Below are 13,871 nucleotides of genomic sequence, written 5' to 3'. Positions count from 1 at the left end.
CTATGTGGATGCAGGAGACGGGATAGGGGACAATGGGAGCATGTCGATCAGCCAAGAAGGTACTCAGACCAATTCCGTGATCGGTGCCGAGCACATCGAATGGGTTCAGCAACTGACCACACGGGCACGCACAGCGATGAATGCCGTCCTCGAGGGCAAGGACGAGGCAGTCGGGCTGTCACTCGTAGCGCTCCTCGCCGGGGGCCATGTTCTCCTTGAGGACGTGCCCGGAGTCGGAAAGACTCTGTTGGCACGAGCCATGGGAAAGGTCGTCGATGGTTCGGTGAGGCGCATCCAGTTCACTCCCGACCTGCTGCCGACCGACGTCGTCGGTGTGAACCTGTTCAATCAGGAGACCAGGCACTTCGAGTTCCGGCAGGGGCCGGTGTTCGCCAACATCGTCATCGCCGATGAGATCAACCGCGCCTCCCCCAAGACTCAGTCCGCGATGCTTGAGTGCATGGCTGAGGGTCAGGCCACCATTGACGGTGAGACTTACCAGATGCCCTCGCCATTCATCGTCGTCGCCACTCAGAACCCGATCGACATGGAAGGCACGTACGCGCTTCCGGAGGCGCAGCGAGATCGCTTCATGACTCGCATCTCCCTGGGCTACCCCGCCACTGCTGACGAGATCGACCTGCTCGACAACCAGATCGAACACGATCCGCTCTCCAGCGCGACTCCGGTGACCAGTCTCGAGCAGATCAATCAGGCCCGGGGAATCGTCCGACATGTCAGTGCAACCCGAGAGCTGCGCGAATACATCGTCTCCATCCTCCACGCCAGCCGCAACGACGAGGCCATCCTCCTCGGCTGCTCCCCGCGAGGTGGCGTTCACCTCCTCCGGGCAGCTAAGGCTCGCGCCGCGCTGTCGGGACGAACCTTCGTGACCCCGGACGACATTCAGGCTCTTGCTCCCTACATCCTGGCTCACCGGATCATCCCGCGCGATGGTGACGATTCCGAGCTGGCGGCAGAACTGATCGGCCGGCTCCTGGCCCGAGTGCCCATTTCGACGGTTCAGTGACCACATGCGTCTGAGCACCTCAGGAATCATCTTCGTCCTCGCCGGAGTCGCACTGATCATCACCGCCTATCGGTTTGCGCTCCCCGGGCTGTTGCCTGCTGGGATTCTGCTTCTGGCACTGGTCATCCTCTCGGCGCTGCTGATCACCTGGGGCACGCGCCGTGTCTCGATCACCCTGCGTACGGGACTGCCCACGGTGGCACTGCCTCAGTCCAGAGACCGCTACCCGCTTGCCCATGAGGGCAAAGAGGTTGAGGTAGAAGCCCTGGTGACGAACACCGGGCGCCTAGCCATTCCGTCCTCGACCATCAGCTTCGTGGCCGACGAAGGGTTCGGTGACTCCACTGTCGGAGAAGTTCCTCCTCTGGCTCACGGCGCCTCTCAGACCGTCCTGACGTCGTTCACTCCCAACCGTCGTGGTCTCAGCGGCGTTGAAACCGTGCTGATCACCGTCTCTGGTCCTTTCGGCCTGGTGACGCGGAAGAAGAAGGTCATCGCCGGGTACCCTGTAGCGGTCTCGGTTCCGATCCTTCCCGCGCGGATACCCACCGACTCGGCGATCAGACCGGCCCGGTTGGACGACGGCAAGGTACGTGCCGGCCACACAGCTCGGGACTTCCATACACGTGAATACGTCCCCGGAGACGATCTCCGACATGTCCATTGGCCAAGCACCGCGAAGTCCGGTGAACTTATGGTCCGACACGAAGCTGACGAAGAGACGCTCTACGCACTCATCGTCGTCGACCTCAAGGGCGAAGAGGAGGGCCATCCTGACGCGTTGGAGATCGAGTTCCTCCTGGCCGCTGCCGCTGCCGCTGGAACAGCTTTCCTGCGGGCAGACTATGAGGTCTTCGTCGTCGCCCCCGGCCATCAGATCAGGTTCAAAGGAAAGCGCGATATCGACAGACTGCGTTTGCTTACCGCCCTCGTCGAGGCCGGCAAAATGCAACTGCCCTCTCATGACAACCCCAACCACATCGTCATCTGCGCCGTCGACGCCGCTCGCGGAAAAGAGCTGGCAGCCCAGTTCTCTCGACGCGTTCCGGTGACCGTCCGCAGCCTCGACGACATCGCTGACTTGACGATGGTGGGACTGAGCGAGGATCTGCCCGAATCATGGACCGCATTCGATTCGAAGCGGGTGAAGCGATGAACCCCGATACACAGGACCGCCCGGAGAGGAGCTCCCCGGCATGGCTCGAGGCCGGTGCCGTGTTCGTGGCCATGGTCTTGGCCGCAATCGGACTCTCCGCCGTCTTCTCCGACTTCGCGTGGCTGCCCTCCGTCCTCATTTCGATCCTCCTGATCGTCGTCGTCGGCGCAATCTTCCGCAGCGTCCCGGTCCTTCGGGCCACCGGAGCTGCTGTCATCGCTCAGTGCGTCGTGGGCGTGATCGCAGTTCTCGTGCTGTGTGCGCCGAGCACGCTGCTGCTCGGCGTCGTGCCCACCGGCGCTTCGTTCACCACCGTGATCGACCTCCTGTCCTCGGGAGTCAGCGATCTCTACGCAACGACTCCCCCAGCTCCCAGCACACCTGGCTTCACCACGATGCTGACGATCGCGTTCACGTTGATCACCATCCTCATCGACGGGCTCGTCTCCGACCTCAGAGCCCCCAAAGTCAGCGGTGTTCTGCTCTTGGTGCTGTGGATGATCCCGGTCTTCTTCGCTCCCATCCAGGTGCAGTGGTGGCACGTCGTCGCCATCCTGGCGGCCTTCCTCATCCTCATCCTCAGCCCATATTTCCCGTCAGCGAAGTGGCGCGGCGGCGTGACCGCGACCGTGGCCGGTGCCGTGGCGGTCGCAATCGGCATCGGAGCTCCGGTGCTGCTGCCTGAGGTTCCGACGCTGCCGGATCGTGCGGCAAACGATAAGGGCGACCTGACTGTCACGAATCCGTTCCTCGACCTGCGTGCCGATCTTGGTGACCGTGACGATTCGCCCCTCTTCGATTACACCACCACAGAGTCTGAAGGGCAGCCGATCAGGCTGACCTCGATCAACTCCTTCGACGGCCAATCATGGGCTCCGACACCGTTCCCCCTCGACCCATTCGCCATCGCGGACGAGGGTTTGCCCTGGCCTCAGGGACTCCCGCGGGAGAAGAACTACAGCGAAGAGCGCATCGACGTCACCGTCACTGACAAATTCGATCAGCAATACCTTCCGACCCCGTACGCACCGCAGCAGCCGACCGGTTTGGATCGGCGCTGGATCTATGACGAGAAGTCTCTGACCGTCGTCGGCAATGGTGAGAAGTCCGGTGGGCAGGACTATTCGATGGATTATCTCTCCATCAATCCTGACGTGAAGGATCTGCGGAGCGCAGCACCGGTGAACTCCGGTGATTTCGAGACGGAACTCGAAGTCCCGGACAGCTTGCCTGGCAGCGTGAAGGAGACTGCGGAGAAGGTCACAGCGGACGCGAACAACCAGTGGGAAGCAGCCGTACTGCTCCAGGCATATTTCCGCAGCGGTGACTTCGAGTATTCTCTGGATGCTCCCGAAAAAGCCAGCGGAGATGCGATCTCTGACTTCCTCGTCGATAAGAAGGGCTACTGTGTTCAGTTCTCATCGGCGATGACGATCATGGCTCGGACGATGGGGATTCCGGCCCGTATCGGTGTCGGCTTCGGCGAGGGCACTGAGAAGGACAAGGGCTACGAGGTCACCATGCAGGATTCGCATGCCTGGCCGGAACTGTATTTCGAGGGAGCCGGCTGGGTCCGCTTCGAGCCCACTCCAGGCGGTCCCGCTGGCGACCCACCGAAATGGACGGTGGCCAGCGGCAGCACCGGAGAGGACTCCGAGAAGGATTCCGAAGAGACTTCATCACCGTCGGAAGAGCCCACTGACGGATCGAAGGAGTCCGAGCCTGCTGAGTCTGAGAGTTCCGATACTGAGACGAGTGCGGCAGCAGAACCAGCCGACGCGAACCTCGGAACGTACCTGTGGGCAGGCCTGATCCTACTGGTGATCCTGCTGCTTGCAGCGATTCCCGCTCTGTGGAGGCTCTTCCTGAGTCACCGACGCACCAGGGACCCTGAACAGCTTGAAAAGGTCTGGACAGAGGTGCGGGCGCTGTCGACCGATTACGGTCAGAGCCTCGACCCCAGTCGGACACTGCGATTCAACGAACTCGTATTGGCCAGCAGAGCCAGTCGCGGGCCCGATGAATCTGGCGACTCTTCCGCGGAACTTGGCTCGTCAGCGGCTGCCGCTCGAGGCGATTCCACCGATGGTTTCACCGCCCTGCGCAGTCCCGCTCCGCCTTCGGGAACAGGCAGTGTTGACCGTGACACTGCTCTGTCGGCTTTCGTCGGTGCCCTTGAAGCGCAACGCTACGGTTCGAGCAAGAGGAGCATCTCGTCAGCTGAGGTCAGTGCCCTCGTCGACGAGGTCAGGACAGATCTCGCGGACAACGCTTCTCCCGGGAGCCGGATTACCGCCAGAATCTGGCCGGCCAGTATCTTCAACCCGCCGCGCTGATAGCGCCGTCTCTGTCGCTGCCCCGGATGCCATTCGCGTCCGGGGCAGCGTTCATTCAAGGCCAGCCCAATTAGGCGGCATCTGGACTGTCCTCTGCAGGTGCGTGCAACAGATCATCGGGAGACCGACCCCAAGGGATGCAGACATTTGTGCTCCAGCACCTATTCTCTAGCGACTGCTTACGCCGAGAGAGGTGCGTGCCTGCCTACGTAGGCAGGCACGGTCCTGTTGAGGCCGAGGCGTGCTTGCGACCCGTTGACGCTGTGGGGTGCATGCGTGAGCGTCTGCGCATGTCGAGCGTATGTCGAGCGTATGTCGATGCGATATTGCGTAAGTGGACACGAAAAAGCGCCCTCTGCGAAGAGGACGCCTATTTCGTGTGCGACTGAGTGCCCAGCGGTAGATCGGAAGGTATCTGCATGCGAAGGTGAGCGAGCTTCAGGTCTCCTGGTTAAGGACAGACCTGAGCGGCTCACCTGAGCGCCGCGCGGATCATTCTCCGCGCTGGCGCTTCTCCCACCGGTCTTCGATCCGGTCCATGAAACCGGACGGACCCTTCGCTTCAGTCTTAGGACCGTTCGAAGGCTGAGCGGACTTCGTCTTGTCGCCGATCTGGTGCGGGCGACTGAAAGCCCAGTACATGCCGGCAACCATAAAACCGAATCCGACAACGCCGAGGGCGATCCACCATGTGCTGCTCGCCACCATATAGATGGCGAAGATCGTCACGGCGATGCCGACCAGCGTGAGCAGAATACCCACCACGAATCGCTTCGCGGAGAACCCTGGCCCATTGGCTGCTGCCTGGGTTTCTGAAATATTGCGTGCGAAACGTGGGTCTTCACTGCGCAGCTGCTTCTCCAACTGATCGAGCAGCTGCTGTTCGTGATCGGAGAGTGGCATCTCGAACCCCCGTTTCCTTACTCTGGCCTGATGACTCAATCATAGTCTCTGAACACCGAAAAAACATCTTGAGGCCCGCCCATAGCCCGGATTCTCACTACGTCCTCAGACTATGGGACACCTCACAGCCTAAACGTGGTCAGGGCCCGTATTTTCGTGGTCAGGACGCGCTTTGAGGAGAGACGCCTGAGAGATCGCGGCGGTTCCGAATTTCTTCCGCACATCGTCGAGCGCAACCTCAGCTTCCCTGCCTGAGTGTTCGGCCTCATCCAATCTCGCCTGCCTGCCGCTGACCGCAAAGTCCATCAGGCCGGCAGCGCGGACACCCAGCAGGCGCACACCCTTGGGTTTCTGCTCGCGCAAGCTCCTCATGGCCGGCCGCAGCGCCTCATAGATCTCTCGGGCGAGGTCGGTCGGAGCATCGAGGGTGATCGATCGTGACAGTGTCGTGAAGTCAGCGAGCCGGTACTTCATCCCCAGCGTCGTGGCGACCTTGCCATCGGCTCGAATCCTGTGCGCAACCTTGTCCGCCAAGCGCAGCAGCTCATGCTCAAGCTGACTCAGATCCCAGACGTCTTCGTTGAAGGTGTGCTCAGCACTGATCGACCGGTCTTTGACCTGCCGGTCCATTCCATGTGTGTCCAGCCCGTGGGCGCTGCGCCACAGATGATGACCGTGGGCGCCGAAGACCCGACCGGCCCAGGCTTCGTCGACCGCTGCCAAGTCCCCGATCAGACGAATGCCGTACTTGTAGAACCCATCCTTCGTCTTCTCCCCCACACCCGGAAGCGCTTCGATCGGCATGGGATCGAGGAACACCTGAGTTGCCGACAGCGGGACGAGCAGCTGCCCGTGCGGCTTGGCGCGGGTGGACGCGAGCTTCGCAACGACGCGGCTGCCGGCGATGCCCACCGATGCGCTCAGTCCCGTCTGTGCTTCGATCCTTGATCGCAGCTCGGAGGTGATCAGCACGGGAGGTCCCAATCTGCGCACCGCTCCGGACACATCGATATAGGCTTCATCGACGCTGACCTGCTGAAAGTCAGGAGTCACCTCAGCCACCAGGTCGAAGACTTTCTGAGAATACGTGGAGTACAGGTCATGAGAAGGAGGGATCACCTCGGCGAAGGGACAGAGGGTCATCGCCCGGCTCATGGGCATAGCCGCATGGACACCGAACTCGCGCGCCTCATAGCTGGCCGAGACCACAACTCCCCGCCCGCTGCGACCACCGACGATGACGGGACGGCCCAGTAACTCCGGGCGGCTCAGAAGCTCCACCGACACGAAGAATGAGTCCATGTCGAGGTGGAGCATCGTGGCACCGGTATCGTCCGTTCCGAGGCGGCTCAGATCGCCACCGGACCGTGCCAGCTGTTTACGACTCATCGAGCACCCATGTGTCTGCGTTGGCTCCTTTCGGCTCCCGTCGCTCAGTCCGGGTAGTCTGTAGTCATGGTATCGCGCGCCACTGTCATGACATTGCCCCTCGCCGCCGCCCTCTTCCTCGGAGGATGCTCGGGACCGGCCAACGAGGCTGCTGAAGGAACACCCACCCCGGAGGAGACGCAGTCGTCGGCCGTAGGTTCACCGAATGAAGGTTCGGAGGCCGCGAACAGCGAACAGCCGAGCAAGGACTCCGAGGATACCTCCACCGACGCCAAAGACCTTCCGAAATTTCTCAAGCCCTACCCGGACTCGACTGTGCTGTCGAGCTCCCGCGCGAAGGCCGAGAACGGAGCCGATTCAGGCAAGCTTGAACAGGTCAGTCTGGTCATGAGCGCCAAGGCCGAGCCGAAGGACATCTTCAAGTTCTACTCCAAGTCATTGGAGAAGGCCGGATTCGAAACGTATGGCAAAGAGGTCAAGACGAAGAGTGCCCAGGTCGTGAACTTCCGGCACAAGGACAATGAGGGTCTGCTCGTCGTCACAATCGCTAAGGATCCTTCTGCGAAGGCGAAGTCAATCGTGACAGTCGGCGGGAACATCGTTCCATGATGAGTGCCGATACTCCGTCCTCGGTTGGCACTCAAGCTGCAGAGACCGCCGGGACGTCGCCCCGTAATGGCTGTGTCGATGCTCTTGATTCACCGGAGTCGATTGCGGCCGAGGTCTCGACCGGGATCGAAGCCTTCCTCGAATCGAAAGCGGCCGAGTTCCTCTCGATCTCCCCGGATGCTCAGGACATCGGTCAGGCTCTCCTCGACTTCACTCGGGGTGGGAAGATGATCCGTCCGGTCCTGCTGTGGTGGGGTTTCCAATTGGCGACCGGGAACGATCATTCTCGAGGGAACTGGGCTGACGGTGTCGCCGAAGCCGCAGGGTCCCTCGAACTTCTCCACGCGGCCGCCCTCATCCATGACGACGTCATCGATCATTCCGATACACGCCGCGGCAAACCGGCCCTGCATCGCCAATTCGAGTCCAGTCACTCCGAACGCCGTTACCAGGGCGGAGCCGAGTCTTTCGGGGTCGCGGCCGCCATCGTCATCGGTGACATCTGCCTCGCACTCAGCGAAGAGCTCTTCGAGAAGTCCCAGACGGTTCTGGGCATCACGCCTTCGGCACGGAATCTGCGGGCCACACTCCGGCGGGATGTCATGGTCGGGCAGTATCTCGATGTCCTTGCCGAGGTGGTCCCGTTGGACGACGAGCGCATCGGCGAAAGGGCGTGGGAGGTCCTCAGCTTCAAGTCCGCGAAGTATTCCGTCGAACAGCCGCTCCTCCTCGGCGCGGCACTGGGTGGCGCAGACGAGAAGCAAATGGCCGAAATCTCCAGGTTCGGGCTCCCGCTGGGCCAAGCGTTCCAACTCCGCGACGATGTGCTCGGCATCTTCGGAGACCCGGCTGCCACGGGGAAACCGGCTGGCGATGACATCCGTGAGGGCAAGCGCACAGTCCTCATTGCCGAAAGCATGAAGAATCTCAGTCCGGAGCAGATTCAGATCATGGCCGCGCGCCTCGGCGATCCCAAGCTCACCGACGCCGAGGTTGGGGAATGTGTGTCGATGCTCATCGAGTCGGGGGGCCTCGACGCAGTCGAATCCTTCATCCAAACCAAATATAACGAAGCTCTGTCTGTTGCCCGGGACTGGGCGACGGTCAGTAATGACGCTGACTCAACCCGGACAAAGATCGGCCCCACGGCCCAGAAGCAGCTCGCGGGTTTTGCTGAGGCTCTCAGCTATCGGACGAGCTGAGAACCTCAGTTGAAGGTGTAGAGGGCTGAATGTTCAGAGGACCGAAGGCTCAGAATGCCAGGGCTTGTGCCCGGCGCCTGACCTCTTTGCGGTTGCCGGCTCGCAGCAGATCGATGGGACGACCGGGCAGAGAGTCATCTGGGGTGAAGAGCCAGTCGATGGCTTCTTGATCGTCGAAACCCGCATCCCGCAAGGTGCTGATTGTGCCTTTCAGAGGGGTGAGCACCGAACCGTCGACGAAGAAGGCTGACGGCACCTGCATCACTTTGGGACTGCCGTGCTTATAGCCGCAGATCGCACCGTCTTCCAACAGCCTGCGCACCTGCATGATGCCAAGGCCCGTCGACTCGGCGATATCTGGCAATGTGGCCCAATCCTGGACGAGTTCTTCCGTATTCACATCCCCAAGCCTAGCAATATTTGCGAAACACCCCGCCATGCGGAGCCGAATGCTCGGGTGCAGGCCGGGCACTCGATACTCTGGAGTGTGAAACTTCCCCATCCGATATGAAGTCAACAGGTGACAGATGACACGAATGCGACGGAATCCCCAGGTGCCCGTTACCGCCGCTCCTGACATCCGTGCTGCTTCAAAGGTGAATTCCACTGGGCCCATTCCCGGTTTCACCGACCCCATCCCCACGGATCATGACGACGCCGACGATACCCCCGCTGAGGCGGCCCCCTCCCCCACTTCGTCTTCGACGACTGCGCCGGGACCGCAATGGACGTCTGGAACCAACGGCGAGACCGTTCCGGTCACGCACGGCGGTCGCACCTATAAAACCAAGGAAGGCGACACTCTCTACGGTGTTGCCAGCAAACACGGCGTCTCCGTGCCTGCTTTGGCTGAGCTCAATCGTATTTCGCCACGTCAGAACCTCCACCAGGGACAGGTGCTGTCCCTGCCGGAGAAGAACGACCTGCCCGATACAGACCCTTCACATGTCGTTGCGCCCGGCGAAACGCTGCCCGGAATCGCAGCCAGACATCAGATGTCGCCGGGAACGCTGCGTCGTGCAAACTCGATGGACGACGACTCGTTCCTCAAGGTCGGTGAACTGCTGCTGCTCCGGGACTCTACGGCTCGACGGCATCGCACGCCTCCCAAACCTCCGACCGACATTCCACGCGTCGCCACGAGCGCACAGGTCGAGGGCATCCGCCCCAATGTGCTTGCCGCCGCCCGCCTCAATAAGTTCACTCTGCTCCAGAGAACTCACCCGGCACCGGCACAGGCACGGCTCATCGTTGCCTCGATCGCAGAAGAGCTCGGCGCCGATCCGGCACTCATGCAGGCAGTCGCCGCACAGGAATCAGGTTTTCAGCACACCACGGTCTCGGCCGGAAACGCCATCGGCATCATGCAGGTCACCCCTCGCTCGGGCAGGTGGGCGAGCGACATCGTCGGCCGCAGCCTCGACCTCCTTGACCTCGCCGACAACATCGTGGCGGGAACCGTCATTCTGGGATGGCTGGTCGAAACCGCCGAATCGGAGAACGAGGCACTTGCCGGCTACTACCAGGACTTGCGTTCCGTCAGATCCGATGGATTGCTGCCCGAGACGAAGGCCTTCGTCCGCGCCGTTCAAATGCAGCGACAGCGAATGCAGGAGGCGCTATGAGTTCCCGCCCGGATCCACTCATCGGCACCGTTCTCAACGACCGCTATCGTATCGATGCGAAGATCGCGCGCGGTGGAATGGCCATGGTCTACCGCGGCACAGATCTGCGTCTGGACCGTGAGATCGCGATCAAAGTCATGCATGACCACCTCATCAGCGACGAGACCTTCGTCGAGCGGTTCCGACGCGAGGCCATCAATGCCGGAAGACTGACCCACCCGAACCTCGTTGCCATCCATGATCAGGCTCGCGACGGCGACACAGTCTATCTCGTGATGGAGTACCTGCCATCTGTGACCCTGCGCCGCGAACTCAAACACCGAGGCACCTTCACTCCCCGGCAGGCGATAGTCGTCCTCGACGCGATCCTCGCAGCACTCGAGGCGGTCCATTCCACCGGAATCATCCATCGAGACCTCAAACCCGACAATGTCCTCCTCGGCACCGACGGTCAGGTCAAACTCGCCGACTTCGGGTTGGCACGCGCTGTCACCACCGCGACCACGACCAAGACTCTGATCGGCACCGTCGGCTATGTGGCGCCCGAACTCGTCACACGGGCAGGTGCGGATATCCGCACCGACCTCTACACGGTCGGCATCATGTTCTACGAGATGCTCACCGGGATGCAGCCCTATACGGATGAGGTCCCCATCCAGGTGGCCTACCGCCACGTCCACGATTCAGTGCCACCCCCATCGGACCAGGTCGAGGGCCTGAGTCCGCGCCTCGATGCGCTGGTGCTGTGGGCAACGTCCAAGGACCCTAATGACCGTCCCGACGATGCCGCAGAATTCCGCCTTGCCCTCGCCGAGGCGCGATCCGAGATGAGCGAAAGCGAACTCGACCTCGGCGATCCCAATGTCGTACCGGGTAAGCACTCCCCCGCACTGACTGCAAGCATCGATCTCGGAGCTGAAGCTCCGAAGGAGAAACGATCACGCACAGACGAGATCCCCTATCTCGAGAACGACGAGGACGGAGCAAGCCAGGGCGCCGAAGCGGACGGCTCTGACGACGACCAGGACTCTGACTCAGCTGCCGCTGTCGCAGCTGTTGGTGCGGAAGGCGTCGGTGCAGCTGGTGCGGAAGGCGTCAGTGCAGCTGGTGCGGCTGCCGCGGCTAAGGCTGACGCTGCTGACGCTGCTGACGACGAACCCGAACACGGTGAAGACGACTCCGACGAGGAGCACGCGATCGCGGCCGCTGCAGGAACAACCTCGGCGAGTGCAGCGGTGACCCGTCGGCGCAGACGACGGTTGGCGACGACCATCGGTGCCGCGGTACTCGTCCTTGCTCTTGTGGCCTGGCTGGTCATTGCGAACATGCCCGCGCCCACCTCGATCGTCCCTGCTCAGTTAGCGGGCAAAGACCTGGACAAGGTGACCTCGCAGATTGAGGACACCGGTCTCGATGCGCAGCCGAAGGAAGTCTTCGACGACAGCGTCCCGGCCGGAGTCGTCATCGGCACCGACCCAGTCGGCGGATCTGAACTTCCACCGGAATCAACCGTCACGGTCGTAGTGTCCAAGGGCGAAGAGATGTTCGCGGTTCCCAAACTCAAGGACCTCAGTACCGACGACGCGAAGGCCGCGCTGAAGAAGGCAGACCTCAAGGTGGGCAAGGTCGATGAGAAGTACAGCGACTCGGTCGACAAAGACGACGTCATCTCCGCCTCGAAGAAATCCGGCGAGGACCTGTCCAAGGGCACCAAAGTTGATCTGGTCGTGTCCAAGGGCGTCAAGCCGACCCCCGTGCCCAATGTCGAGGGCCTGACCTTCGACGCCGCCTATGCCACTCTCGCCAAACGCGGATTCCGTGTCGGCAAGGACGAGGTCTTCTCCGACGACGTGCCCAAGGGCAAGATCGTCTCACAGTGGCCCAAGAGCTCCGAGGCGAAGCCCGTTGACTCCCTCATCATCGTCCGTGTCTCCAAGGGCAAAGAGAAGAAGGAAGAGTCCAAGGACGACAAGAAGGATGAGAAGAAGAAGGACGACGGCAAGGACAGCAAAAAAGACAGCAAGAAGGACACGGACAAGAAGCAGGACAAGTGACCCGGTCACTCAGCTGACTGACTTGGTGCGGGGTTCTTCGTGCGAGTGAATGAAATCGGTGGCCATGCGATGTGATCGCACGGCCACCGATTTCGTTGCTGTCTGCGCAGATGGGTCGACGTCTGCCGACTCGCTGTCACCGACCCACTCTGTCGCGAACTCGCTGTCCCGTCAGTTGCGACGGGTGAGGTACTCCGCGACCTGGAAGGCCATCTCCAGCGACTGGTCGTGATTGAGTCGAGGATCGACGAGCGTCTCGTAGCGACGGCGCAGACCCTCATCGTCGATCTCGGTCGCTCCGCCCATGATCTCGGTGACGTCGTCACCAGTGAGCTCGATGTGCAGTCCGCCAGGAATAGTTCCGGCGTTCTGATGCGCAGTGAAGAAGCCCTCCACCTCGGCCATGACATCTTCGAACCGGCGGGTCTTGTATCCGGTGTTCGAGGTAATAGTGTTGCCGTGCATCGGATCGCAGACCCAGGTCACGTGCGGCAGACGGTCGCCGACTCCGGCGAGCAGCTTCGGCAGCGCCTCGGTGATCTTGCCTGCTCCCATGCGAGTCACGAAGGTCAGACGACCAGGCTCAGCATCCGGGTCGAGCTTCTCTGCCAGCGCCAGAGCCTCATCGGCAGTGGCTGTCGGACCGAGCTTGACGCCGATCGGGTTACGCACCTTCGACAAGAAGTCCACGTGGGCTCCGTCGATGTCGCGGGTACGTTCGCCGATCCATAGGAAGTGTCCGGACACATCGTAGGCTTGGCCGGTGCGGGAGTCGATCCGGGTCAGTGCACGTTCGTATTCGAGTAGAAGAGCCTCGTGAGCGGCATAGAACTCTGTGGTCTTCAATCCATCGAAGTCAGCTCCACAAGCGTCCATGAAGCGGATGGCACGATCAATCTCGCGCGCAGTCTGCTCGTAGCGCTGGTAACCGGGGTTGGACGTCAGGAACCCGCGATTCCACTCATGGACGAGGCGCAGGTCCGCGAAACCACCCTGGGTGAAGGCACGGATGAGATTGAGCGTGGAAGCTGAGACGTGGTAACCCTGCAGAAGTCGTGCAGGATCGTGACGGCGTGACTCCTCGGTGAATTCATAGCCGTTGACGATATCGCCTCGGTACGAAGGCAGTGTGACACCATCCCGCGTCTCCATGTCAGCGGAACGGGGCTTGGCGAACTGGCCTGCCATGCGACCGATCTTGACGACCGGCATCGAACCGCCGTAGGTGAGCACGGCTGCCATCTGCAGCACGGTCTGAACTCTGGCTCGGATCTTGTCGGCTTGAGCGCCGGCAAATGACTCGGCGCAGTCGCCCCCTGCGAGGACGAAGGCCTCACCACGGGAAGCCGCCGCAATACGCTGCTTGAGCACGTCTGCCTCACCCGCGAAGATCAGTGGCGGAGAGTTGCTCAGATTGGTCAGTGCATCGCCGAGCGCCTGTCCATCGAGATAGGTCGGCTGCTGCTGCGGATCCATCTCACGCCAGTCGTCAAGACCGCTGAGATCGTTTGTGCCCGCTGGGGCGCTGTTCCTGTTGGCGAATACCGGATCGATATGGAAGCTCACA

At 61.5% G+C, this 13,871-nt stretch carries 11 protein-coding genes; 7 read left to right on the top strand and 4 right to left on the bottom strand.

Features of this window, described 5'->3' with window-relative positions:
- Window positions 1-40: 40 nt before the first annotated feature.
- Genes INT40_RS00365 through INT40_RS00355 form a run of 3 tightly spaced genes read left to right on the top strand, consistent with a single transcriptional unit; the run spans window position 41 to window position 4,522 of the window.
- Entirely contained in the window at window positions 41-1,030 is a 990-nt protein-coding gene (locus INT40_RS00365; protein WP_101570453.1) for an AAA family ATPase, read from the top strand.
- A 4-nt stretch (window positions 1,031-1,034) separates the two neighbouring features.
- Entirely contained in the window at window positions 1,035-2,186 is a 1,152-nt protein-coding gene (locus tag INT40_RS00360; protein WP_193095238.1) for a DUF58 domain-containing protein, read from the top strand.
- On the top strand, window positions 2,150-4,522 hold the full coding sequence (locus INT40_RS00355) for a transglutaminaseTgpA domain-containing protein (protein ID WP_193095237.1): 2,373 nt from the start codon (window positions 2,150-2,152) through the stop codon (window positions 4,520-4,522). Before INT40_RS00360 ends, INT40_RS00355 begins: the two co-directional genes overlap by 37 nt.
- A gap of 492 nt (window positions 4,523-5,014) precedes the next feature.
- Here INT40_RS00355 and INT40_RS00350 read toward each other — a convergent pair whose 3' ends face one another.
- The gene (locus tag INT40_RS00350) at window positions 5,015-5,425 is read right to left on the bottom strand and encodes a DUF3040 domain-containing protein (protein ID WP_101570456.1); all 411 of its coding nucleotides are present in this window, start codon (window positions 5,423-5,425) and stop codon (window positions 5,015-5,017) included.
- 129 nt (window positions 5,426-5,554) lie between these two features.
- Window positions 5,555-6,814: a DNA polymerase IV gene (gene dinB, locus INT40_RS00345; RefSeq protein ID WP_193095236.1), complete on the bottom strand. Its 1,260-nt coding sequence runs from the start codon at window positions 6,812-6,814 to the stop codon at window positions 5,555-5,557.
- A gap of 66 nt (window positions 6,815-6,880) precedes the next feature.
- On the opposite strand from dinB, the gene INT40_RS00340 reads away from it, so the two are divergent.
- Both INT40_RS00340 and INT40_RS00335 read left to right on the top strand, forming a co-directional pair.
- Complete coding sequence (locus INT40_RS00340; protein ID WP_226830481.1) at window positions 6,881-7,423, top strand: hypothetical protein; 543 nt, start codon at window positions 6,881-6,883, stop codon at window positions 7,421-7,423.
- Window positions 7,420-8,625, top strand: a complete 1,206-nt coding sequence (locus INT40_RS00335) for a polyprenyl synthetase family protein (RefSeq protein ID WP_193095235.1) — start codon at window positions 7,420-7,422, stop codon at window positions 8,623-8,625. Before INT40_RS00340 ends, INT40_RS00335 begins: the two co-directional genes overlap by 4 nt.
- Window positions 8,626-8,674: 49 nt before the next feature.
- Here the strand turns inward: INT40_RS00335 and INT40_RS00330 are convergent, their stop codons facing one another.
- Window positions 8,675-9,025, bottom strand: a complete 351-nt coding sequence (locus tag INT40_RS00330; protein ID WP_101570460.1) for an Rv2175c family DNA-binding protein — start codon at window positions 9,023-9,025, stop codon at window positions 8,675-8,677.
- Window positions 9,026-9,161: 136 nt separating this feature from the next.
- Here INT40_RS00330 and INT40_RS00325 point away from each other — a divergent pair, with 136 nt between their 5' ends.
- Together INT40_RS00325 and INT40_RS00320 are read left to right on the top strand one after the other, a co-directional pair.
- On the top strand, window positions 9,162-10,250 hold the full coding sequence (locus INT40_RS00325; RefSeq protein ID WP_193095234.1) for a LysM peptidoglycan-binding domain-containing protein: 1,089 nt from the start codon (window positions 9,162-9,164) through the stop codon (window positions 10,248-10,250).
- On the top strand, window positions 10,247-12,304 hold the full coding sequence (locus INT40_RS00320; RefSeq protein WP_193095233.1) for a protein kinase domain-containing protein: 2,058 nt from the start codon (window positions 10,247-10,249) through the stop codon (window positions 12,302-12,304). Before INT40_RS00325 ends, INT40_RS00320 begins: the two co-directional genes overlap by 4 nt.
- A gap of 171 nt (window positions 12,305-12,475) precedes the next feature.
- On the opposite strand, the gene INT40_RS00315 is transcribed toward INT40_RS00320, so the two are convergent.
- Window positions 12,476-13,870, bottom strand: coding sequence for a class II 3-deoxy-7-phosphoheptulonate synthase (locus INT40_RS00315; protein ID WP_101570463.1), 1,395 nt, complete (start codon window positions 13,868-13,870; stop codon window positions 12,476-12,478).
- Window position 13,871: the final 1 nt, after the last annotated feature.

This window comes from Brevibacterium sp. FME17, from assembly GCF_014897515.1.
In the GTDB taxonomy this organism is placed as follows: domain Bacteria; phylum Actinomycetota; class Actinomycetes; order Actinomycetales; family Brevibacteriaceae; genus Brevibacterium.
Note: the sequence above shows the minus strand (reverse complement) of the source record. Positions and strands in the feature narration are given on the sequence as shown.

Excerpts from the sequence above, each read along its gene's own strand:
- INT40_RS00320 (WP_193095233.1), top strand. The coding sequence starts at position 10,247 with ATGAGTTCCCGCCCGGATCCACTCATCGGCACCGTTCTCAACGACCGC.
- dinB (WP_193095236.1), bottom strand. The coding sequence starts at position 6,814 with ATGAGTCGTAAACAGCTGGCACGGTCCGGTGGCGATCTGAGCCGCCTC.
- INT40_RS00325 (WP_193095234.1), top strand. The coding sequence starts at position 9,162 with ATGCGACGGAATCCCCAGGTGCCCGTTACCGCCGCTCCTGACATCCGT.
- INT40_RS00365 (WP_101570453.1), top strand. The coding sequence starts at position 41 with ATGTCGATCAGCCAAGAAGGTACTCAGACCAATTCCGTGATCGGTGCC.
- INT40_RS00340 (WP_226830481.1), top strand. The coding sequence starts at position 6,881 with ATGGTATCGCGCGCCACTGTCATGACATTGCCCCTCGCCGCCGCCCTC.
- INT40_RS00360 (WP_193095238.1), top strand. The coding sequence starts at position 1,035 with ATGCGTCTGAGCACCTCAGGAATCATCTTCGTCCTCGCCGGAGTCGCA.
- INT40_RS00350 (WP_101570456.1), bottom strand. The coding sequence starts at position 5,425 with ATGCCACTCTCCGATCACGAACAGCAGCTGCTCGATCAGTTGGAGAAG.
- INT40_RS00355 (WP_193095237.1), top strand. The coding sequence starts at position 2,150 with ATGGACCGCATTCGATTCGAAGCGGGTGAAGCGATGAACCCCGATACA.
- INT40_RS00335 (WP_193095235.1), top strand. The coding sequence starts at position 7,420 with ATGATGAGTGCCGATACTCCGTCCTCGGTTGGCACTCAAGCTGCAGAG.